Origin of the sequence: Nonomuraea sediminis, assembly GCF_018531495.1 — a bacterium.
In the GTDB taxonomy this organism is placed as follows: domain Bacteria; phylum Actinomycetota; class Actinomycetes; order Streptosporangiales; family Streptosporangiaceae; genus Nonomuraea; species Nonomuraea sediminis.
This window is the reverse complement of the sequence record NZ_JAHDTI010000003.1, coordinates 634,897-655,790: the sequence shown is the minus strand read 5'-3', so window position 1 is coordinate 655,790 and position 20,894 is coordinate 634,897. Positions and strand designations below refer to the sequence as shown.

Annotated in this window: 17 protein-coding genes; 10 read left to right on the top strand and 7 right to left on the bottom strand. The window is 69.0% G+C overall.

The features are described from left to right. Window positions 1–7: 7 nt before the first annotated feature. Window positions 8–703 (bottom strand): PadR family transcriptional regulator, encoded by a 696-nt coding sequence (locus tag KIK09_RS17140; protein WP_214320204.1) that lies wholly within the window; start codon window positions 701–703, stop codon window positions 8–10. 209 nt (window positions 704–912) lie between these two features. Next, complete coding sequence (locus tag KIK09_RS17135; RefSeq protein WP_214320203.1) at window positions 913–2,835, bottom strand: ricin-type beta-trefoil lectin domain protein; 1,923 nt, start codon at window positions 2,833–2,835, stop codon at window positions 913–915. A gap of 157 nt (window positions 2,836–2,992) precedes the next feature. Here KIK09_RS17135 and KIK09_RS17130 point away from each other — a divergent pair, with 157 nt between their 5' ends. The 3 genes from KIK09_RS17130 (at window position 2,993) to KIK09_RS17120 (ending at window position 8,627) form a co-directional block, all read left to right on the top strand. After that, window positions 2,993–3,769: a metal-dependent hydrolase gene (locus tag KIK09_RS17130; RefSeq protein WP_250573217.1), complete on the top strand. Its 777-nt coding sequence runs from the start codon at window positions 2,993–2,995 to the stop codon at window positions 3,767–3,769. Between the two features lie 136 nt (window positions 3,770–3,905). Further along, window positions 3,906–6,680, top strand: a complete 2,775-nt coding sequence (gene acnA / locus KIK09_RS17125) for an aconitate hydratase AcnA (protein WP_214320711.1) — start codon at window positions 3,906–3,908, stop codon at window positions 6,678–6,680. 210 nt (window positions 6,681–6,890) lie between these two features. After that, a complete protein-coding gene (locus KIK09_RS17120) occupies window positions 6,891–8,627 on the top strand; it encodes a CBM35 domain-containing protein (protein ID WP_214320202.1) in 1,737 nt (578 codons plus the stop codon). A 42-nt stretch (window positions 8,628–8,669) separates the two neighbouring features. On the opposite strand, the gene KIK09_RS17115 is transcribed toward KIK09_RS17120, so the two are convergent. Together KIK09_RS17115 and KIK09_RS17110 are read right to left on the bottom strand one after the other, a co-directional pair. Further along, the gene (locus tag KIK09_RS17115) at window positions 8,670–9,503 is read right to left on the bottom strand and encodes an ABC transporter permease (protein ID WP_214320201.1); all 834 of its coding nucleotides are present in this window, start codon (window positions 9,501–9,503) and stop codon (window positions 8,670–8,672) included. After that, on the bottom strand, window positions 9,500–10,423 hold the full coding sequence (locus KIK09_RS17110) for an ATP-binding cassette domain-containing protein (protein WP_214320200.1): 924 nt from the start codon (window positions 10,421–10,423) through the stop codon (window positions 9,500–9,502). Before KIK09_RS17110 ends, KIK09_RS17115 begins: the two co-directional genes overlap by 4 nt. Window positions 10,424–10,491: 68 nt before the next feature. On the opposite strand from KIK09_RS17110, the gene KIK09_RS17105 reads away from it, so the two are divergent. The 6 genes from KIK09_RS17105 (at window position 10,492) to KIK09_RS17080 (ending at window position 16,366) form a co-directional block, all read left to right on the top strand. Then, window positions 10,492–11,127 carry a TetR/AcrR family transcriptional regulator C-terminal domain-containing protein gene (locus tag KIK09_RS17105; RefSeq protein WP_214320199.1) on the top strand — a complete coding sequence of 212 codons (636 nt, stop codon included), beginning with the start codon at window positions 10,492–10,494 and terminating at the stop codon, window positions 11,125–11,127. An 8-nt stretch (window positions 11,128–11,135) separates the two neighbouring features. Beyond that, on the top strand, window positions 11,136–11,852 hold the full coding sequence (locus KIK09_RS17100; RefSeq protein WP_214320198.1) for a sulfite exporter TauE/SafE family protein: 717 nt from the start codon (window positions 11,136–11,138) through the stop codon (window positions 11,850–11,852). Between the two features lie 133 nt (window positions 11,853–11,985). After that, window positions 11,986–13,080, top strand: a complete 1,095-nt coding sequence (locus KIK09_RS17095) for a sugar ABC transporter substrate-binding protein (RefSeq protein WP_214320197.1) — start codon at window positions 11,986–11,988, stop codon at window positions 13,078–13,080. Window positions 13,081–13,131: 51 nt separating this feature from the next. After that, the gene (locus tag KIK09_RS17090; protein ID WP_214320196.1) at window positions 13,132–13,896 is read left to right on the top strand and encodes an ATP-binding cassette domain-containing protein; all 765 of its coding nucleotides are present in this window, start codon (window positions 13,132–13,134) and stop codon (window positions 13,894–13,896) included. After that, window positions 13,893–15,146 (top strand): sugar ABC transporter permease, encoded by a 1,254-nt coding sequence (locus KIK09_RS17085; protein ID WP_214320195.1) that lies wholly within the window; start codon window positions 13,893–13,895, stop codon window positions 15,144–15,146. Before KIK09_RS17090 ends, KIK09_RS17085 begins: the two co-directional genes overlap by 4 nt. Window positions 15,147–15,292: 146 nt before the next feature. Then, on the top strand, window positions 15,293–16,366 hold the full coding sequence (locus KIK09_RS17080; protein WP_250573216.1) for an ROK family protein: 1,074 nt from the start codon (window positions 15,293–15,295) through the stop codon (window positions 16,364–16,366). Here KIK09_RS17080 and KIK09_RS17075 read toward each other — a convergent pair. The 3 genes from KIK09_RS17075 to KIK09_RS17065 form a co-directional block, all read right to left on the bottom strand. Then, a complete protein-coding gene (locus KIK09_RS17075; protein WP_214320194.1) occupies window positions 16,363–17,163 on the bottom strand; it encodes a neutral zinc metallopeptidase in 801 nt (266 codons plus the stop codon). The two genes, KIK09_RS17080 and KIK09_RS17075, sit on opposite strands and share 4 nt — an antisense overlap. A 41-nt stretch (window positions 17,164–17,204) precedes the next feature. Continuing rightward, window positions 17,205–17,975: a neutral zinc metallopeptidase gene (locus tag KIK09_RS17070; RefSeq protein WP_214320193.1), complete on the bottom strand. Its 771-nt coding sequence runs from the start codon at window positions 17,973–17,975 to the stop codon at window positions 17,205–17,207. 92 nt (window positions 17,976–18,067) lie between these two features. Beyond that, entirely contained in the window at window positions 18,068–18,886 is an 819-nt protein-coding gene (locus KIK09_RS17065) for a neutral zinc metallopeptidase (RefSeq protein ID WP_214320192.1), read from the bottom strand. Window positions 18,887–19,022: 136 nt separating this feature from the next. Between KIK09_RS17065 and dxs the strand changes: the two genes are divergently transcribed. Further along, the gene (dxs, locus tag KIK09_RS17060) at window positions 19,023–20,888 is read left to right on the top strand and encodes a 1-deoxy-D-xylulose-5-phosphate synthase (RefSeq protein ID WP_214320709.1); all 1,866 of its coding nucleotides are present in this window, start codon (window positions 19,023–19,025) and stop codon (window positions 20,886–20,888) included. The last annotated feature ends 6 nt before the right edge of the window (window positions 20,889–20,894 follow it).

The following is a 20,894-nucleotide window of genomic DNA, read 5'->3' as shown; positions in this document are numbered from 1 at the left end:
CCTTCACTCACTCTTCGTCACCCGGGTCGCCGTCGGCCAGGATCTGGTAGAGCTTGCGCCGGGTCTCAACAAGAGTCTTACGCGCTTCGCGGATCTGTGCGTCGCTCCCGGTCTGGAGAACCTGCATCATCGCGAAGGCCGACTGCCGGGCGATGTCCCACAGATCGGCGGTGTTGTCGTCGATGTCCGGGCGCATCTCGTCCCACGGCGCGCGCACCTCGTCGTCGTGCGACTCGACGTAGGCGCGGCCCTCGTCGGTGAGGCGGAAGCTCTTGCGCCCCTCGTTCTCCTCCGAGACGACCAGTCCCTCGTCGGTCAGCTGCTGCAACGCCGGGTAGACCGCGCCGGGGCTCGGCTTCCAGCCGCCCTCGCTGCGCTCGGCGATCTCCTGGATGATCTGGTAGCCGTTGCGCGGCTCCTCGGCCAGCAGGGCCAGGATCGCGGCGCGCACGTCGCCGCGCTTGGCCTTGCGCGTCCTGCCGCCCCAGCCGCGGTGCCCCCAGGGCCCGCCGGGGCCGAAAGGACCGCCGCGGAAGTCGAACGGGAACGGTCCCGGCCCGCGCCTGCCACGCTGCCTGTGCTCGTGCGGCCCACGGTGGTGGTGGCCTTCGAAGGCCTCCGCGACCTGGCGGATCGCCTCACGGGCCGCACGCTTGAACTCTCTCGGGTCGGCCCACTGGCCGCCCATCGCTGCCGAAGTCATGAAATCCTCCCCTTCCGATGCGTCAAAGATATATCGAAAGAATGTCTATGACAAGCGAGCGGAGAGAGTGAGACAGATCACGAAAAAGTTGCGGAATCGGGGAACAGGACGGGGATGGGGGCCGTTTACTAGAGCAGACGAGGTCGTTCCGCGTCGGCAGGGCTGGGGGGTGCTGTCGCCGCGGAGACGACCTCGTCTGCGTTTACGGACTAGTAGACGTCGGCCGTGAGGAACTTCCACGGATCAGGGGTACGGCTGTCGCCGCCCGCCCACGCGCCGGAACGTTGCAGCGTCACGTTGGTGCCGTCCGCGCTGCCGATCACCCACGAGGGATCCTTGCGCGAGCCGTACGTCCCGCCTGAGAGATTCCAGCGCATCGAGTCGCTGTACTGGCCGATCGCCGAGGAGCAGCTCGCCACCTGGACGGGCGTGCCCTGGGCCGTCGTCCCGCCCTCGACGTCGGCGCACATGCCAGGGTCGGCGAGGTTGTGCAGCTGCCCGGAGACCGGGTTGTAGGACCAGAACTGGTCGGCGTTGCCGTCGCAGGCGTACAGCAGCAGGTTCGCGCCGCTCGACGGCTTGTTCCCCGGCACGTCCAGGCACTTGCCGTTCAGCTTGAGCTGCGTGTAGGTGAACGCCTTCCTGGGCTCCCAGGTGAACGCCTGCCGCTTGTCGGATCCGTCGCAGGTCGCCAGGACCAGGCCGTCGGCGAGCGCGCGCGCCGTACCGGCAAGCGTCGCGCACAGCGCGGGCGCGCCGGCCGCGTGCAGGCGGGCGCCGTCGTAGGTCCAGCGCTGCGCCGCGCTGGCGTTGCAGTCCCACACCTGTACGGCGGTGCCGGCGACCAGCTTGCCGCCGTTGATGTCGGCGCAGCGGTCCTGCGACAGCATCGAGTGGATCGCCTGGGTGGCCGGGTCGTACCAGAACGCCTCGTTGCGCGTGCCCTCGCACGGCCAGGAGACCAGCTTCCTGCCGTTGCGCGAGGAGTTGCCGTCCACGTCCAGGCAGTTGCCGGTGGCGGCGTGCCTGAGCTGCTTGAACTCCGGCAGCCCCGGATACAGCTTCGGCGACAGGGAACCCGCCGGGTTCATGCAGGTCCCCTGCTGGAGGTTGGCGTTGAAGAACTGCGTCAGGCAGGCGCCGAAGGCGGCGTGGCCGCGCGGGTTGGGGTGGAAGGACTGCCTGGTCGCGTTGGAGTCGAACAGGTCGCCGTTGACGGCGTGCAGCCCCGTCACCCAGGCGGTGTCCTGGCACACCTCGGTGCCGTGGAACAGGCGGCTGGCGTCGAGGTAGCGGGCGCCCGCCTGCGCGGCGGCCCTGCGGATGCCGGTCTCGAAGATCGGGACGGCCTTGTTGCGGGCGAAGGCCAGGTCGGACAGGTAGCCGAGGCAGCCGCCGTTGTACCAGCCGGGGAAGTTCGGGTTGTCCTCGACGTCCGGGCTGGCAGGGCTCGGGTACGACATCGAGACGAGCTGGTAGTCGCCGGGCGCGTAGCCGGCGTCGGCCATGATCTGCTTGACGTCGGTCAGCGCCTTGGCCACGCGCGAGACGATGAAGTCGACGCGCTGCGCCCACGTCGGGTCCTGGGAGGGCCAGCAGTTGCCCTGGAAGAGCACGCGCCGCTTGACGCAGTCGGTCATCGTCGGGCCGAACTCGGGGCCGCCGTCGTCGTTGGCGCCGGCCACCACGACGATCATCTTGATCCGGGTGTTGCGGGCCTTGATCGCCAGGTTGTCGCCCTGGTTGAGCTCGGCGTACTGGTGGGTGCCGCCGATCGTGATGTCGTTGGTCTGGGCGCCGGAGCACGCCAGGTTGTAGGTGACGTCGGCGGGGATCTGGGTGACGTGGACGGCCGCCTTGGTGGAGCGGTGGCACCAGTTGTCGGGGCCGTCGGTGCCCGGCTCGTAGAGCGAGCGGTCGAAGGCGCCCTCGCCGGAGATCTCGCTGTCACCCAGCGAGGTGAGGGAGGTCTTGCGCTGGTCGAGGGGCCTGATGGCGTCGTCGCCGTACAGCTCGATCGCCTCGGCCTTGCGGATGGCCTCCAGGTTCGGGGGGAGTGGGGTGAGGGTGCTTGTCTGTGCGGGGGCTGTGAGCACTGTCAACGCTGTGAGCAGGGCCATGGGTAAGTGCATGGGGGGTGACACCTCCGCTGATATGAGCCTTACTCATAAGTAACCTCAGATTCCGCGGAATGTGAACCAGGCTCATATGCGGATTTTTCCGGGTCCCACCCACGGTCGATGGCCGGTGGGTAGGGCTGAAGTAGGCGAATATGCGGATATTTGTGGCATGTCGGTCAGTCGGATCTGCCGGGTGCTTGCCGTACAGTCCTTGATCGTGATGGGTCACTCGCACGCGATGACCGGCGCCATCGCCTGGCTGGCACTGGCTCCGGCGCTCGCCTCGCTGCCGATGGTCACCGAGTCGACCCGGTTCATCGAGACCGGGATCATGGCCAACGCGCTCACCCCCGCCGAGCTGATCGCGGGCGCGCTGGTCTGCGCAGGCGCCGCCATGCTGCCCGACCTCGACCATCCCAGCGCCACGATCGCGCACACCTTCGGGCCCGTCACGTGGGCGCTGGCCAAGATGGTGTCGTGGGTGGGCGGCGGGCACCGGGGGATGACCCACTCGCTGGCGTTCGCGGTGGCGCTGGGGTTCGGCGCGCACTGGCTGGCGGCCACCTATCCGATCGGCCGCGACATCATGGTGGTGCTGCTGATCGGGCTGGCGTTACGGGCGATCGGCGTCGGAATCCCGGGCAACAAGGCCGGGTCCGCGATGATCAACATCGGATTGACCGCCGGGATCTTCGCGGTCTTACTGTCGCTGCACGTGGGATACGCCTGGCTGGGCATGGCCGTGGCGGTGGGCTGCCTGGTGCACGTGCTGGGCGACTGCATGACCGAGCGCGGGTGCCCCGTGCTGTGGCCGCTGGCCTACAAGTTCGTGCTGCCGTGGAAGATCGGCATCAAGACGGGGAAGACGTTCGAGCAGAAGATCCTGGCTCCGATCCTGTCCGTGGCCATCATCGGGCTGCTCTTCTGGCGGCTGGCTCCGGTTTAACTTGATGTCGAGATACTTTTCTGGATATCTTGACGTCGAGAGACTTCCGCCGCATCGCGGTTAGGGTGACCTAACGTCTTGTGTGGTCCCACGGTGCGGCAGGATTTGACTGAGCAATGGTCCACCGAGGAGGCGAATATCCGTGTCCGCGAACAGCTTCGGCAGCCGTGACACGCTACGCGTCGGCGACGCGTCGTATGAGATTTTCCGGCTGGATGCCGTCGAGGGCGCGGCGCGCCTGCCGTACAGCCTGAAGATCCTGCTGGAGAACCTCCTCCGCACCGAGGACGGCGCGAACATCACCGCCGACCACATCCGCGCGCTGGCCGGATGGGACCCCAAGGCGACGCCGAGCGTGGAGATCCAGTTCACCCCCGCGCGCGTCATCATGCAGGACTTCACCGGCGTGCCGTGCGTGGTCGACCTGGCCACGATGCGCGAGGCCGTGCGCGACCTGGGCGGCGACCCGGCGAAGATCAACCCGCTGGCGCCCGCCGAGATGGTCATCGACCACTCCGTGATCGTCGACTACTTCGGCCACCCGGACGCCTTCCAGCGCAACGTGGAGCGCGAGTACGAGCGCAACCGCGAGCGCTACCAGTTCCTGCGCTGGGGCCAGACCGCCTTCGACGAGTTCAAGGTCGTCCCGCCGGGCACCGGCATCGTCCACCAGGTCAACATCGAGCACCTGGCCCGCGTCGTGATGACGCGCGACGGCAAGGCCTACCCTGACACCTGCGTCGGCACCGACTCCCACACCACGATGGAGAACGGCATCGGCGTGCTCGGCTGGGGCGTCGGCGGCATCGAGGCCGAGGCCGCCATGCTCGGCCAGCCGATCTCCATGCTGATCCCGCGTGTGGTCGGCTTCAAGCTCAACGGCAAGCTGCCCGCCGGCGCCACCGCCACCGACCTGGTGCTGACGATCACCGAGATCCTGCGCAAGCACGGCGTGGTCGGCAAGTTCGTCGAGTTCTACGGCGAGGGCGTCTCGTCCGTGCCGCTGGCCGACCGGGCCACGATCGGCAACATGAGCCCCGAGTTCGGCTCGACCTGCGCCATCTTCCCGATCGACGGCCAGACCGTCGACTACCTGCGCCTGACCGGCCGCTCCGAGGAGCAGATCGCGCTCGTCGAGGCCTACGCCAAGACCCAGGGCCTGTGGCTGGACGCCGCGACCGAGCCCGAGTTCTCCGAGTACATCGAGCTCGACCTGGCCACCGTCGTGCCGTCCATCGCCGGACCGAAGCGCCCGCAGGACCGCATCGCGCTCAGCGACGCCAAGCGGGCCTGGCGCGCGGCCGTCAAGGACTACGCCGCCGAGTCCGACTTCGGCCCGCTGGACGAGGCGTCGTCGGAGTCCTTCCCGGCCTCCGACTCGCCGGCCGTCGGCCACGACAGCGACGGCGACCAGCCGCACAGCCCCACGCTCAACGGCAAGCGCCCGCACAAGAAGGTCGCGGTCACGCTCGAGGACGGCACGTCCTTCGAGATCGACCACGGCATCGTCTCGATCGCCGCGATCACCTCGTGCACCAACACCTCCAACCCGTACGTCATGCTCGGCGCCGCGCTGCTCGCCCGCAACGCCGTCGACAAGGGCCTGGCCCGCAAGCCGTGGGTCAAGACCTCGTTGGCGCCCGGCTCGCAGGTCGTCACCGGCTACTTCGAGCGCTCAGGCCTGCAGCCCTACCTGGACAAGCTGGGCTTCAACCTGGTCGGCTACGGCTGCACCACCTGCATCGGCAACTCCGGGCCGCTGCTGCCCGAGATCTCCGAGGCCGTGCAGGCCAACGACCTGGCCGTCACCGCGGTGCTGTCCGGCAACCGCAACTTCGAGGGCCGCATCAACCCCGACGTCAAGATGAACTACCTGGCCTCGCCGCCGCTGGTGGTCGCCTACGCGCTCGCGGGCACGATGGACATCGACCTCGACTCCGAGCCGCTGGGCACCGGCTCCGACGGGCAGCCGGTCTTCCTGCGCGACATCTGGCCCGCGCCGTCCGAGGTGGCCGAGGTGGTCAACTCCTCGATCGGGCGGGAGATGTTCGAGCGCGACTACGCCGACGTCTTCAAGGGCGACGACACCTGGCGCTCGCTGCCGATCCCGACGGGCAACACCTTCGAGTGGGACGCCGACTCGACGTATGTCCGCAAGGCGCCCTACTTCGACGGCATGCCGGAGAAGCCGGAGCCCGTGACGGACATCCACGGCGCCCGGGTCCTGGTCAAGGTGGGCGACTCGGTCACCACCGACCACATCTCCCCGGCCGGCTCCATCAAGGTCGGCACCCCCGCCGCCCAGTACCTGCAGGCCAACGGGGTCGAGGTCAGAGACTTCAACTCCTACGGCTCGCGCCGCGGCAACCACGAGGTCATGATCCGCGGCACGTTCGCCAACATCCGCCTGCGCAACCAGATCGCCCCCGGCACCGAAGGCGGCTACACCCGCGACTTCACCCAGGACGGCGGGCCGGTGTCGTTCATCTACGACGCCTCGGTCAACTACGCCGCCCAGGACACGCCGCTGGTGGTCCTGGCGGGCAAGGAGTACGGTTCCGGCAGCTCGCGTGACTGGGCCGCCAAGGGCACGGCGCTGCTGGGCGTGAAGGCCGTGATCGCCGAGTCCTACGAGCGCATCCACCGCTCCAACCTGATCGGCATGGGCGTGCTGCCGCTGCAGTTCCCCGAGGGCGCCACGGCCGAGTCGCTGGGCCTGACGGGCGAGGAGGCCTTCGACATCACCGGTGTCGAGGAGCTCAACCAGGGCGGCATCCCGGGCACCGTGCACGTGAAGGCGGGCGAGGTGGAGTTCGACGCGGTCGTCCGCATCGACACGCCCGGCGAGGCCGACTACTACCGGCACGGCGGCATCATGCAGTACGTCCTTCGGTCGCTGCTGGCCAAGTGACTTCCCGGGCTCCGCTCCGGCCAAGAGCCCGGGGCGGAGCCCGGTGGGGACGGGCGCGATCCTCACGCGCCCACATCGGGGGAACCACCCGATCCTCCAGGGCTGCCCGGCGGAACACCCATCCGCCCGGGCGGCCCTTTTTCGCGGTCTTGACAACCCCTTGTTTGTTAGGAAGCCTTCCTAACAACTATTGCCGAAAGGGGCAAGCCCGTGCGCAGGATCACCCCCGTCCTCGCCGTCCTCGCACTGCTGGTCACCGGCGCCTTACCGGCGCAGGCCGCCACCACGCGCTACGAGGCGGAGAACGCCACCATCAGCCAGGGAGTCGTGGAGTCCAACCACCTCGGCTTCTCGGGCACAGGCTTCGTCAACTACGACAACGTCACCGGCAGCTCGGTCACCTGGACCGTGAACGCGGCCCAGGCCGGGCCGGTGACCCTCCAGCTCAGATACGCCAACGGCACCACCGTCAACCGGCCGATGGCGATCTCGGTCAACGGCGGCACGCCGGTCACCCGTGACTTCAACGGCACCGGCAACTGGGACACCTGGGCCACCGCCGAGATTCCCGCCACGCTCAACGCGGGGGCGAACACGGTCACGACCACCGCGACCACCGCCAACGGCGGCCCCAACGCCGACTACCTGGACGTCGCCACCGCCGACACCGGCGGACCCGACTACCAGGCCGAGGACGCCACGCTCAGCCAGGCCGCCGTCGCCTCCAACCACACCGGCTTCACCGGCTCCGGGTTCGTGGACTACGTCAACGTGGCCGGCGGCTACGTCGAGTGGAACGTCCAGTCCACAGGCGGACCGGCCACCCTGACCTTCAGGTACGCCAACGGGACCACCTCGGTCAGGCCGCTGGACATCGCCGTGAACGGGACCACCGTGGCCGGCCGCGACTTCGCGCCCACCGCGAACTGGGACACCTGGGCCACCGTCCAGGTGCCCGTCACCCTCGCGAGCGGGGCCAACACCATCAGGGCCACCGCCACCGGCGCGAGCGGCGGGCCCAACCTGGACAAGCTCACCGTCGGCGCGGGGCAGCCGCCGGTCACCGCCGACGCCGTCGCGCCCTACGTCTACGCCGGATGGGGGAGCGCCGGGTCGCCGAGCGGGGCGATGTCCGCGACCGGGGTGAAGTGGTTCACGCTCGCCTTCATCCTCTCGGACGGGACGTGCAATCCGAAGTGGGACGGCTCGCGCCCGCTGACCGGCGGCACGGACCAGGCCACGATCAACGCGATCCGCGCCGCCGGCGGCGACGTGGTGGTCTCGGTCGGCGGCTGGAGCGGCACCAAGCTGGGCGAGAAGTGCACCAGCGCGTCGGCGCTGGCCGGCGCCTACCAGAAGGTGATCAACGCCTACTCGCTCAAGGCGCTGGACATCGACATCGAGAACACCGAGTGGGCGAGCGCCACCGTACGCCAGCGGGTGATCGACGCGCTGAAGACCGTCAAGGCCAGCAATCCCGGCATCAAGACGATCATCACGTTCGGCACCACGCCCACGGGCCCTGACTCGACCGGCGTCGACATGATCAACCGGGGTGCCGCCTCCGGGCTGCAGAACGACATCTGGACGATCATGCCCTTCGACTTCGGCGGGCACAGCGGCACGATGGGCCAGGCCACGGTCAACGCCATGGAGGGCCTCAAGTCCCGCGTCAAGGCCGCCTACGGCTACTCCGACGCCGCCACGTACGCCCACCTCGGCCTGTCGTCCATGAACGGCAAGACGGACGTGGCGGACGAGGTGGTGTCGCTTGCGGACTTCCAGACCATGCTGTCCTACGCCCAGCAGCACCACATCGCCCGCCTGACGTTCTGGGAGCTCAACCGCGACCGCGCCTGCGGCTCCGGGGGAGACCTGAACGCCTGCAGCGGCGTCTCCCAGCAGCCCTACGACTTCACCAAGATCATCGCCAGGTACACCGGCTGACCGGTCCGCTGATCCCTGTACGGCGGGCCCGCCGTACAGGGATCACCGGGTGGTGGAGCGGTAGCGGTGGACCGCCAGAGGGACGAAGACGACCAGGATCAGCAGGGACCAGGCCAGGCTGGCCGTGATCGGGTGCTGGAGCGGCCACGCCCGGGAGGCGGACGTCGGGTTCCCGAACAGCTGCCGGATGGCGGCGACCGTGGCGCTCATCGGGTTCCAGTCGGCGATCGGCTTGAGCCAGACCGGCAGGCCCTCCGTGGGGACGAACGTGTTGGCCAGGAACGTCATCGGGAAGAGCCAGCCGAACGTGGCCGCGTCCGCCTGGGCGCCGCTCTTGACGTACAGGCCGATGTAGGTCCCCACCCAGATCATGGCGAAGCCGAACAGCGCCAGCAGGCCGAACGCGGCGGCCGTCTGGGCGGGCGTGCCGTGGGCGCGCCAGCCCGCCAGCAGGAGCGCCGCCGCCACCATCGAGGTCAGCGACAGCAGGTGCATCGACAGGTCGGCCACGCTGCGCCCGATGAGCACGGCGCCACGCGCGATCGGCTGGGCGCGGAAGCGGTCGATGATGCCCCGCTCCATGTCCTCGGCCACGGCCGTCGCCGCCGCGGTCGCGGTCATGGCCATGACCTGCATGAAGATGCCCGGCATCAGGTAGCTGCGGTAGTCGCCGCCGGCCGGGAGCTTGATCGCGCTGCCGAAGACGTACCCGAACAGCACGGTCATCATGATCGGGAACACCAGGAACGAGACGATCTCCATGGGCTGCGCCTTGAGCCTGGAGAAGGTCCGCGAGGCGATCGTGAGCGAGTCGGCGACGGTCCATCGCAGGCGCTCACCCGCCGTCGCGGGCGGCCGGGGCACGATCAGCGTCATGACCCCGTCACCGCCAGGAAGACCTCGTCGAGCGTCGGCTGGCGCAGGCTCAGGTCCTCGACCTCGATCCCGGCGCCGTCCAGCGCCGCGGCGATCCTGACCACGGACCGCGGCCCCTCGCTCACGGACACGGTGATCCTGCGCTGTGAGGGGTCGGCCTCCAGCGAGCCGGAGACCGTCTGCCAGATCAGGTCCTGCGCCTCCGCCAGGTCGGCCGCCTCGCGGAAGACCACCTCGATCCGGTTGCCGCCGATGCGCTTCTTGAGCTGGGCGGGCGAGCCCGCGGCGACCACGAGCCCCTGGTCGAGCACCACGATCTGGTCGGTCAGCTGGTCGGCCTCGTCCAGGTACTGGGTGGTGAGCAGCAGGGTCGTGCCCTCGGCGACCAGCCCGCGCAGCATGTTCCACAGGTCGAGCCGGCTGCGCGGGTCGAGGCCCGTGGTGGGCTCGTCCATGAACAGCACCGGCGGGGCGACGATCAGGCTGGCGGCCAGGTCCAGCCTGCGCCGCATGCCGCCCGAGTACGTCTTGACCGGCCGCCTGGCCGCGTCGGTCAGGTCGAAGCGTTCAAGCAGCTCGTCGGCCCGCTGCCGGGCCTGCCGCCGCGGCAGGTGGTAGAGGCGGCCGAACAGCTCCAGGTTGCGGCGCCCGGTCAGCAACTCGTCGACGGCGGCGTGCTGGCCGGCCAGGCCGATGCGGAAACGCAGCCGGGACGCGTCGCGCACCACGTCCAGGTCGCCCACCCGGGCCTGCCCCGCGTCGGGCCGCAGCAGCGTGGCCAGGATCCGCACGATCGTGGTCTTGCCGGCGCCGTTGGGCCCGAGCAGGCCGCAGACGGTGCCCTCCGGCACGTCGAGGTCGACGCCGCCGAGCGCCTCCCGCTCGCCGTACCGCTTGCGCAGGCCGTTCGCTCTGATCATGAGAGCTCCTTAACAGCGTTAAATCTAACGCTGTTAAGCGTGCCTCTAACGTTGTTAAGCTGTCAACCGTGGGTCTCGAGAAATCCGCCATCGTCGCCGCGGCGCTGAAGCTGCTCGCAGAGGTCGGCCTGGAAGGGCTGACGCTGCGCCGCCTGGCCGCCGAGCTCGACGTGCAGGCGCCCGCGCTCTACTGGCACGTCAGGAACAAGCAGGAACTGCTCGACGAGATGGCCGCGGCGATCGTCAGGCCGTACCTGGACCGGCCGCCGCTCACCGACCCCGCGCGGTGGCGCGAGTGGCTGGCCGACTACGCCAGGGGCGTGCGGAACATGCTCAACTCCTACCGCGACGGCGCCAGGGTCGCCGCGGGCACGCGTCCCTCGCCCGAGCTGTTCGCGATGATCGAGGGGATGGTCGCCTCGCTGGAGAAGGCGGGCTTCGACGCGACGGACGCCCTGCTCGGGGTGTTCGCGATCAGCAACTACGTGGACGGGTTCGTCGTGGAGGAGCAGGCCGACCGCGGGCGGAGCGATCCGGAGGACAGCGAGGGGCCGGACCTCGAGATGATGACCGCGGCCTACCCGCGGCTGATGGCCGCGCTGAGCCGTCTGGGAGACCCGCAGGGCGACCGCAGCTTCGAGGAGGGGCTGCAGCTCGTGCTGGACGGGATGCAGGAGCGCCTGCGACGTCAAGGGGCTGGTTGACTGGCACCGTGACGGAAGTGCTGATAATTGGTGGTTTAGCAGTATTCGTCGGTGCGGTGGTGCAGGGGAGCGTGGGCTTCGGGCTCGGGCTGATCGCCGCGCCCGTCCTCACCCTGCTGGATCCGGGCTTGATGCCCGGCGCCATCCAGGTCGCCAACCTCACGCTTCCACTGCTCACGCTGGCCAGGGAGTGGCGCCTGATCGACTGGCGGGGGCTCGGGTTCGGGGTGCTCGGCCGGGTGCCCGGCGGCCTGGTCGGCGCCTACATCGTGGTCTACGTCTCGGTGCAGGCCCTGGGCGTCCTCGTCGGCGCCATGGTGCTCATCGCCGTCGTCGTCACCGCCAAGGCGCCGAGCCTGCCGCGCAACGGGTACACGGTGACCGGGGCGGGCTTCGTCTCCGGCATCACCGGCACCGCCACCGGGATCGGCGGCCCGCCGATCGCGCTGGTCTACCAGGACGCCAAGGGCCCGCAGATCAGGGCGACCCTGGCCATGTACTTCTTCCTCAGCGCCGCGCAGTCGCTGGCGCTCCTGGCCGTCGTCGGCCACCTGCCGGGAAGGGCCCTGGCCACCGGCGCGCTCCTGCTCATCCCGATGATCGCCGGCTTCCTGGCCACCGGCCCGGTGCGCCGTTACGTCGACGGCGGCAAGATGCGCGCCGCGATCCTCGTCGTGGCCGCGCTTTCCGCGATCGTGCTGATCGGGCAGAGCCTGCTGCGTTGATCTCACGTTTCTGGATTGTTACCGGGAACAACAAACTCCCCCTTGCGAGGGTCTTCCAAAGCAGGCCATCCCGGAATACGTTGCCGCAAACAACATTCATCCGGGCCCCTCCGGAAGAAAGGACCCATGCACCATGCGCAAGGGGATCCTCAGCCTGGCCGTGCTCGTCCTTGGTCTAACCGCCTGCGGGGGCAACAGCGGGACCACCACCTCCACGTCGCCGGCGCAGAGCTCGCAGAAAGCGGGAAAGATCGGCGTGATCCTCCCCGACAGCAAATCGTCGGCACGCTGGGAGACGGCAGACCACAAGTACCTCGAAGAGGCGTTCAAGGCGGCCGGAATCGCCTACGACATCCAGAACGCCCAGAACGACAAGACAGCTTTCCAGACCATCGCCGACCAGATGATCACCAACGGCGCGACCGTGCTGATGATCGTGAACCTGGACAGCGGCACTGGCAAGACCGTGATCGACAAGGCGAAGTCGCAGGGCGTCGCGGTCATCGACTACGACAGGCTCACGCTCGGCGGCGGAGCGGCCTACTACGTCAGCTTCGACAACACCAAGGTCGGGCAGCTGCAGGGGGAGGGCCTGGTCAAGTGCCTGTCTGACAAGCAGGCCAAGAAGCCCATCGTCGCGGAGCTGAACGGCTCGCCGACCGACAACAACGCCACGCTGTTCAAGAGCGGCTACGACGGCGTGCTCAAGCCGAAGTACGACTCCGGCGAGTTCGTCAAGGGCCCCGACCAGTCCGTGCCCGAGTGGGACAACACCCAGGCCGGCACGATCTTCGAGCAGATGCTCACCCAGCAGCCGAAGATCGCCGGTGTCCTGGCCGCCAACGACGGTCTCGGCAACGCCGCCATCACGGTGCTGAAGAAGAACAACCTCAACGGCAAGGTCCCGGTCACCGGCCAGGACGCCACCGTCCAGGGCCTGCAGAACATCCTGGCCGGCGACCAGTGCATGACCGTCTACAAGGCCGTCAAGAAGGAGGCCGACGCCGCCGCCAAGCTCGCGGTCGCGCTGGCCAAGGGCGAGAAGCCGACGGCGTCGGGCAAGGTCAACGACCCGACCAGCAAGCAGGACGTGCCCGCCGAACTGCTCGAGCCGCAGGCGATCACCTTCGACAACGTCAAGGACGTGGTCGCCGACGGCTACGTCAGCAAGGAAGAGCTGTGCACCGGCGATTTCGCCAAGAAGTGCACCGAGGCCGGTATTCAGTGAAAATCAGGGGGTACGGCGGCGCCCCGCCGTACCCCTCTCTGAGGGAGCCTCATGAACCCCCTTCTTGAAGTCCGAGGCGTCGACAAGAGCTTCGGGCCCGTCCAAGTCCTCCACGACGTCGCCTTCTCCGCCTACTCCGGCGAGGTCACCGCCCTGGTCGGCGACAACGGAGCCGGGAAGTCCACGCTGGTCAAGTGCGTCGGCGGGATCCATCCGATCGACGGAGGAGAGATCCTCTTCGACGGCGCGCCGGTCCAGGTGCACAGCCCGCGCGACGCGGGCGCCCTCGGCATCGAGATCGTCTACCAGGACCTCGCCCTGTGCGACAACCTCGACATCGTCCAGAACATGTTCCTCGGCCGGGAGCGCCGCAGCGGCCTGGTCCTCGACGAGGCCACGATGGAGGAGCTGGCGGAGAAGACGCTCAGCAGCCTCTCGGTGCGCACCGTGAAATCCATCAGGCAGCAGGTCTCGAGCCTGTCGGGCGGCCAGCGGCAGACGGTCGCCATCGCCAAGGCCGTGCTGTGGAACAGCAAGGTCGTCATCCTCGACGAGCCGACGGCCGCGCTCGGCGTCGCCCAGACCGCGCAGGTGCTGGAACTGGTGCGGCGCCTGGCCGACACCGGGCTGGCCGTGGTCCTCATCTCGCACAACATGAACGACGTGTTCGCCGTCTCCGACCGGATCGCTGCGCTCTACCTCGGCAGGATGGCCGCCCAGGTCAGGACCGCCGACGTGACGCACGCCCAGGTCGTCGAACTGATCACATCCGGCCGGAGCGGGGACCTCGGCCTCAGGAACGGGGTCACCCCATGAACATGGTCACCGATGACGCCATCGTCACGGCCGCCCAGTCGCCGTCGATCAGCCACAGCACCCGCGCCTACCTCGAGCGGGTCCGCGGCGGCGACATCGGAGCGATCCCCGCGGTGCTCGGCCTGCTCGTCCTGTGCACGGCCTTCGCCGTCGCGCGGCCGGCCTTCGTCACCGCGATCAACTTCGCCAACCTCTTCACCCAGGGCGCCGCAGTCACCGTGATCGCCATGGGCCTGGTCTTCGTCCTGCTGCTCGGCGAGATCGACCTGTCGGCCGGCTTCGCCAGCGGCGTCTGCGCGGCGGTGCTCGCGGTCACGCTCACCAACATGGGCCTGCCCTGGTACATCGGCGTGGTCGCGGCGATCGTCACCGGCTCGGTCATCGGCATCGTGCTCGGCACGCTGGTGGCCAAGGTGGGTATCCCGTCGTTCGTGGTGACGCTGGCCGCCTTCCTCGCCTTCCAGGGGCTCGTGCTGGTCCTGGTGCAGGAGGGCACGAACATCTCGATCCGCGACCCGGTCATCGTCGCGATCGCGAACAAGAACCTGCCGCCCTGGCTCGGCTGGGCGCTGTACGCCGCGTGCGTCGCGGTCTACGCGGCCGTTCAGCTGATCAGGGCCAGGAAGCGGGCGGGAAGGGGCCTGGTCGCCGATCCGCTGTCGCTGATCGCCGCCAGGGTCGGGGCGCTGGCGCTCATCGCGGGCGTCGCCGTCTACGTGCTCAACCTGGAGCGCAGCCGCAACCCCGCGCTGGTGTCGCTGACGGGCGTGCCGATCGTGGTCCCCATCATCGTGGCCCTGCTGGTGCTGGGGACGTTCGTGCTGCGCCGTACCGCCTTCGGACGGCACATGTACGCGGTCGGCGGCAGCGCCGAGGCGGCGCGCAGGGCGGGCATCTCGGTCGACAGGATCAGGATCAGCGCGTTCGTGATCTGCTCGTCGATGGCGGCGGTCGGCGGCATCATTGCGGCCTCCCGCGCCAGTTCGGTCGACCCGAACACCGGCGGCAGTTCGGTGCTGCTCTACGCTGTCGGCGCGGCCGTGATCGGCGGCACCAGCCTGTTCGGTGGCAAGGGGCGGGTGCTGGACGCGATACTCGGCGGTGCGGTGATCGCGGTGATCGACAACGGGATGGGTCTGATGAACTATGGTGCCAGCGTGAAATACCTGGTGACTGGATTCGTCCTGCTGCTTGCCGCGGGTGTGGACGCGCTGGCGCGCAGGCGAGCGGCGGCCGCCGGGCTAAGGTGATCAGCCAGCCGCCCCTCAGCGCAGGCCCGTCACAGGAGGACATCAGGCGCCACAACCTTGGCGCGCTGCTGCGTCACGTCCACCTGAGCGGACCCACCTCGCGCGCCGAGCTCACCTCGAAGATGGGGCTGAACCGAAGTACGATCATGGCGCTCACCTCCGACCTGACCGCCGCGGGTCTGGTGCGTGAGGAGCTGCCGCGCGAGACGGGGCGCGCGGGCAGGCCGTCGCTGGTGGTACGGCCCGAGTCGTCGCGCGTCTACGTCTTCGCCTTCGACGTGGGTCCCGACCGGCTCGCGGCGGCCCGCGTCGGGCTGGGCGGGGCGATCCTGGACCGGCGCGAGGTCGCCCGCGAGCGCGGGCCGTTCGTGGTGGAGGAACTGGCCGCCACGCTGGCCGGCTTCGCCAGGCAGATGCGCAGGAAGACCCGGCAGGACACGGTCTGCGTGGGCGCCGCCGCGGCGGTGTCCGGCGGTGTGCGCAAGAGCGACGGCGTCATCACCTTCGGGCCCAACCTGCTGTCGGAGGAGGCGCCGTTCGGCGAGGAGCTGGGCCGCAGGCTCGGCCTCGGGCTGCCGGTCAGCGTCGGCAACGACGCCAACCTGGCCGCGCTGGCCGAGCACAGCAGGGGCGTCGGCGTGGCCGTCAGGGACCTGATCTACCTGCACGGCGACGTCGGCATCGGCGGCGGCATCATCGCCGGCGGCCACCTTCTCGGCGGCCACGACGGCTACGGCGGCGAGGTCGGCCACATGATCGTCAATCCGGGCGGCAGGACCTGCGGCTGCGGCTCCCGCGGCTGCCTGGAGGCGGAGGTGGGGGAGCGGGCGCTGCTGGAGGCCGCCGGACGGGTCGGCCCCGGCCAGCACGGCCGCGACGCCGTCCGCGCGGTGGTCGACGCCGCCGACAGGGGCGACATCGTGGCCCAGGAGGCGCTCAGCAGGGTCGGCGACTGGCTCGGCCTCGGCGTGGCCAACCTGGTCAACATCTTCAACCCCGAGCTGGTCATCTTCGGCGGCATGCTCAGGGAGATCTACCTGGGCTCGGCCGCCCAGGTGCGCAGCCGCCTGGCCCTGCACGCGCTGGCCCCCCAGCGCGAGAAGCTGCGGCTGCGCACGTCGGCGCTGGCCGACGACGCGACGCTCGTGGGCGCGGCCGAGCTGGCCTTCGCCCACGTGCTCGCGGACCCCTTGGAAGTGCTGGCGAGAGCGAACGGCTAGCGGACCCGGCTCGCGGGGGCGGCCCAGGTGTTGCACCCGCCCGGCGCGGCCGACTGGAAGCCCTTGTTCAGCCAGGACTTCTGGGTGGAGCCACGGCCGTGGTCCTTGACCTTGGTGGTCTCGTCACCGCTCATCGCGACGACGTCGAGCAGGCGCTGCCAGTCGTCCTCGGAGCGGTCGAGGGAGTCCCAGACGCTGCCGATGAACACGCCCGCGAAGCACTCGGCCTGCAGCTCCAGGCGCTTGGTCTGCTCGGTCTCCTCCTTCTTGCCGTGGTAGGGCTCGTACTCGTAGGCGCGCATGATGCCGCTCATCTGCTGCACGTGGTGGCCGTACTCGTGCGCGACCACGTCCATCAGGAACAGGTCGTCGACGTCGGTGAGGATCTCCTTGTCGAGCAGCACGGCGAACTGGCGTGTCCTGGGGCAGTAGATCCCGGCCGCGTCACCCCACTTCGAGCCGCAGTAGCGCAGGCCCTTCTTGGAGGTGAAGAAGCGCAGCGACGGCTTGCTGAAGCGCAGGCCCGCCTTGTCGAACTGGGCGGACCAGGCGTCGCCGAGGCAGTTGAAGAGCGTCTTGACGTAGGACTTGGCCGAGCTCACGCTCGACTCGATGGCAGGCTCGGGGCAGCTGACGGTCTCCAGCGGACCGCTCTTGTAGAGCTTGTTCTGGGTGAGTTGCTTGCTCCTGATCGGGTACTGGGTCTGGGCGGGTCCGGTCGCGGCCTGAGCGGGGGCGCCAGACAGGAAGAGGCCGGCGATCACCGCGAACACCGCGGCGACAAAGGGGATCTTCATCCCCAAAGTGTGATTCCCCCGGTTTGAAGATTGCTTGACGTTCACGAAACGTGTCCCCTGTCTGCGGTCCAGGTGTTGCAATAGCGCGTTGATCCGTGGCTGAACCCCTGGTCCTGCCAGTACGCGAGGTTGGCCGGGTGGCCGTGGATCTTGCTCTCGCCGGCCCTGCTGACCGCGTCGATCCACTGCTCCCAGGTGATGCCGGGGTTGATCGAGTCGAGGGTGGAGCTGTAGAAGACACCGGCGAAGCACTCCGCCTGCATCTCCAGGCGGTGGCTGAGGATCTGGCGCGCGGTGCCCGCGGCCTGCCAGTAGAGCCGGTTCTGCGCGTCGAGCATGCCGGTGAGCTGCTGCACGTGGTGGCCCCACTCGTGCGCCACCGAGTGCGCGATGTTCATCCTGAACGGGTCAGTCAGGTCGCGCTTCATGATCCGGATGGCGATGGTCCGCTGCGTGGGGCAGTACTGGGCACCGTTGGTGGTGATCCGCCCGCAGGCCGACCCGCTGCCGGTGGTGATGGTGACCTTCGGCGGGCGGTAGGCCAGGCCCGCGGCCTTGAACCTCTCGGCCCAGAACGTGTTCGCGCACCTGGCCATCGCCAGGTGGAAACTCTTCAGCGAGGCGGTGCTGCCCTTGCGGATCCCCGGGATCACACACGACTGCGGCGTGGTGGTGCCCGAGGAGTAGATCTTGTTCTTGGTCAGTACGGCCGGCGGCGCCTGCGCGGCGGGTTTGACCTCCGCGCTGGCCGTACCCGATAAGGCCACACCCGCGGTCATGACCACAGATGCGGCGATCAGGGGAATTCGCACGATGGCGGATCTTAGACCAGTTCTTGGCAGTTTGTTTACTTAAATGCGGCACGGCCGCGCCCGGAAGGGCGCGGCCGTGCGGCTCGGTGTGGCTAGCGGACGTATCCGGAGGACACCTTCCAGGTGTTGCACGCGCCCGGCGAGCCGGAGTTGTAGCCCCGGTTCATCCAGGCGGCGATCGTCGGGCCCTTGCCGTGGTCGTTCTCCGGCCAGGAGTCGGCGCCGTGCTGGCGGAACCAGTTCACGGTGTAGTCCCACTCGCGGTCGTCGATGGGCAGCGAGTCGTGGACCGTGCTCATGAAGACCGACGAGAGGCACTCGGCCTGCAGCTCCGACCGGCGCGAGAGCTGGAGCTGACCGGAGTGGCCGGAGGCGTTCCTGGCCGCCCAGTAGTAGCTCCAGATGCCGGACATGTTCTGCACGTGGTGGCCGTACTCGTGCGCCATCAGGCGGGTGATGCCCAGGGCGAACGGGTCGCGCAGCTGCGTCTTGGTGATCAGCATGTACATCGTGCGGTCGCTGGAGCAGTAGATGCCGTCGGCGCCGACGCTCCAGGGGCCGCAAGGGGTGCGCATCTTCTTGGTGATGATGCGCAGACGCGGGGAGCTGAAGGTGAGCCCCGCCTTCTTGAACTGGGTGCCCCAGGAACGGTTCAGACAGTTGGTGACCGCTGTCAGGAAGTGCCTGTAGGCCGCGACGCTGCCCTTGGGGAGGGAACCGGGCGAACAGTTCGAGCCGGCGAGCCGGCCGGTCTTGTACAGGGGGTTGTTGACGGCCGCCGCCTTGCCGCTGGGGTTGGCCGCCTGCTGCGATGCTTCGTTACTTGCCTCTGCTGCTTGCGCTGACGCCGTCCCCGCGCCGGCCAGGGCCAGAACGACCCCGGCTGCCAGGAGTGACGTCAGTTTCCTCATGGGGAGAGTGTTCATAGTGATGGAAAGACTAGGTCAAGATCGGACAAATATGGGCTCAATTGACTCGATGGAGTCAATGCCGGGGCCACGAACTAGACTCGATCCGTTGGCGCAGAAGAAGCGGAGGGGACGCGGCATGCTGGGCTCGATCAGGGGACCGCACGACGTCAAAAGGCTCGGCGTGGATGAATTGCCGCAGCTCGCCGGGGAGATCCGGGACGTGCTCGTCGACTCGTGCGCCAAGTTCGGCGGCCACCTGGGTCCCAACCTGGGCGTCGTCGAGCTGACCATCGCCGTTCACCGAGTGTTCGACTCGCCGCGCGACCCGATCATCTGGGACACCGGCCACCAGGCGTACGTGCACAAGCTGCTGACCGGCCGCCTCGACGGCTTCCGCGCGCTCAAGCAGGAGGGCGGCCTGTCGGGCTACCCGAGCCAGGCTGAGTCCGAGCACGACTTCGTGGAGAACTCCCACGCCTCCACCGCGCTGTCCTACGCCGACGGCCTGGCCAAGGCCTTCCGGGTGCGCGCCGAGCGCGACCGCACCGTGGTGGCGGTCATCGGCGACGGCGCCCTCACCGGCGGCATGGCCTGGGAGGCGCTCAACAACATCGCCGCCCGCAAGGACCTGCCGCTCGTCATCGTCGTCAACGACAACGGCCGCTCCTACTCGCCCACGATCGGCGGCCTGGCCTCCCACCTGTCCTCGCTGCGCACCAACCCCCGCTACGAGGACCTGCTGGAGTTCGTCAAGGAGAAGTTCGGCAACGTCCCCGTCCTGTACGACGCGCTGCACGGCATCAAGAAGGGCATCAAGGACGTCCTGGCCCCGCAGGTCATGTTCGAGGACCTCGGGCTGAAGTACGTCGGCCCCATCGACGGCCACGACGAGCAGGCCGTGGAGGCCGCGCTGCGCCAGGCCCGCGACTTCCGCGGCCCGGTCATCGTGCACGTGCTCACCCAGAAGGGCCGCGGCTACTCCCCGGCGGAGAACCACGACGAGGACCAGCTGCACGGCCCCGGCCCCTTCGACAAGGTGACCGGCAGGGAGAAGCCGAAGGGCCGCATCTGGACCGACGTGTTCAGCGAGGAGATCGTCAAGCTCGGCCACGAGCGCGAGGACCTCGTGGCCATCACCGCCGCCATGCAGTACCCGGTGGGCCTGGCTCCCTTCGCCGAGGCCTTCCCCGAGCGCTTCTACGACGTCGGCATCGCCGAGCAGCACGCGGTGACCAGCGCGGCCGGGCTGGCGCTCGGCGGCCTGCACCCGGTGTTCGCCGTCTACGCCACCTTCCTCAACCGCGCCTTCGACCAACTGCTCCTGGACGTGGCCCTGCACAAGCTGCCCGTCACGTTCGTGCTCGACAGGGCGGGTGTCACCGGTGACGACGGGCCGAGTCACAACGGCATGTGGGACCTGTCGATCCTGCAGGTCGTGCCTGGCCTGCGGATCGCGGTGCCGCGCGACGGCGACCGGGTGGTCGAGCTGCTGCGCGAGGCCGTCGCGATCGAGGACGGCCCGACCGCCCTGCGCTACCCCAAGGGCGCGCTGGCCGACCCGCTGGAGGCGATCGGCAAGCTCGGCGAGATGGACGTGCTGCGCGCCGCCGATCCCGACGTGCTCATCGTCGGCGTGGGCCCGATGGCGCACGCGTGCATGGAGGCCGCCGACCTGCTCGACCAGCAGGGCATCTCGGCCACGGTGATCGACCCGCGCTGGGTCAAGCCGCTGGACGAGGCGCTGGTGCTGGCGGCGGGCGCGCACAAGCTGGTCGCGGTCGTGGAGGACAACGGGCGCGTGGGCGGCGTCGGCGACGCGGTGGCCAGGCTGCTGCGCGACAACGACGTGGACGTGCCGGTCAAGACGTTCGGCATCGACCAGAGCTTCCTCGACGTGGCCAAGCGCGCCAAGATCCTCGGTTACCAGGGCCTGACCGGCCAGGACCTGGCCAGGGAGATCACCGAGGCGGTCGCCAAGCGGAGTGCCCCCATCGAGGCATGATCACTC

Excerpts from the sequence above, each read along its gene's own strand:
- KIK09_RS17115 (WP_214320201.1), bottom strand. The coding sequence starts at position 9,503 with ATGACGCTGATCGTGCCCCGGCCGCCCGCGACGGCGGGTGAGCGCCTG.
- KIK09_RS17135 (WP_214320203.1), bottom strand. The coding sequence starts at position 2,835 with ATGCACTTACCCATGGCCCTGCTCACAGCGTTGACAGTGCTCACAGCC.
- KIK09_RS17130 (WP_250573217.1), top strand. The coding sequence starts at position 2,993 with ATGTCGGTCAGTCGGATCTGCCGGGTGCTTGCCGTACAGTCCTTGATC.
- KIK09_RS17140 (WP_214320204.1), bottom strand. The coding sequence starts at position 703 with ATGACTTCGGCAGCGATGGGCGGCCAGTGGGCCGACCCGAGAGAGTTC.
- KIK09_RS17085 (WP_214320195.1), top strand. The coding sequence starts at position 13,893 with ATGAACATGGTCACCGATGACGCCATCGTCACGGCCGCCCAGTCGCCG.
- KIK09_RS17065 (WP_214320192.1), bottom strand. The coding sequence starts at position 18,886 with ATGAGGAAACTGACGTCACTCCTGGCAGCCGGGGTCGTTCTGGCCCTG.
- KIK09_RS17075 (WP_214320194.1), bottom strand. The coding sequence starts at position 17,163 with ATGAAGATCCCCTTTGTCGCCGCGGTGTTCGCGGTGATCGCCGGCCTC.
- KIK09_RS17095 (WP_214320197.1), top strand. The coding sequence starts at position 11,986 with ATGCGCAAGGGGATCCTCAGCCTGGCCGTGCTCGTCCTTGGTCTAACC.
- KIK09_RS17090 (WP_214320196.1), top strand. The coding sequence starts at position 13,132 with ATGAACCCCCTTCTTGAAGTCCGAGGCGTCGACAAGAGCTTCGGGCCC.
- KIK09_RS17080 (WP_250573216.1), top strand. The coding sequence starts at position 15,293 with ATGGCGCTCACCTCCGACCTGACCGCCGCGGGTCTGGTGCGTGAGGAG.
- KIK09_RS17110 (WP_214320200.1), bottom strand. The coding sequence starts at position 10,423 with ATGATCAGAGCGAACGGCCTGCGCAAGCGGTACGGCGAGCGGGAGGCG.
- dxs (WP_214320709.1), top strand. The coding sequence starts at position 19,023 with ATGCTGGGCTCGATCAGGGGACCGCACGACGTCAAAAGGCTCGGCGTG.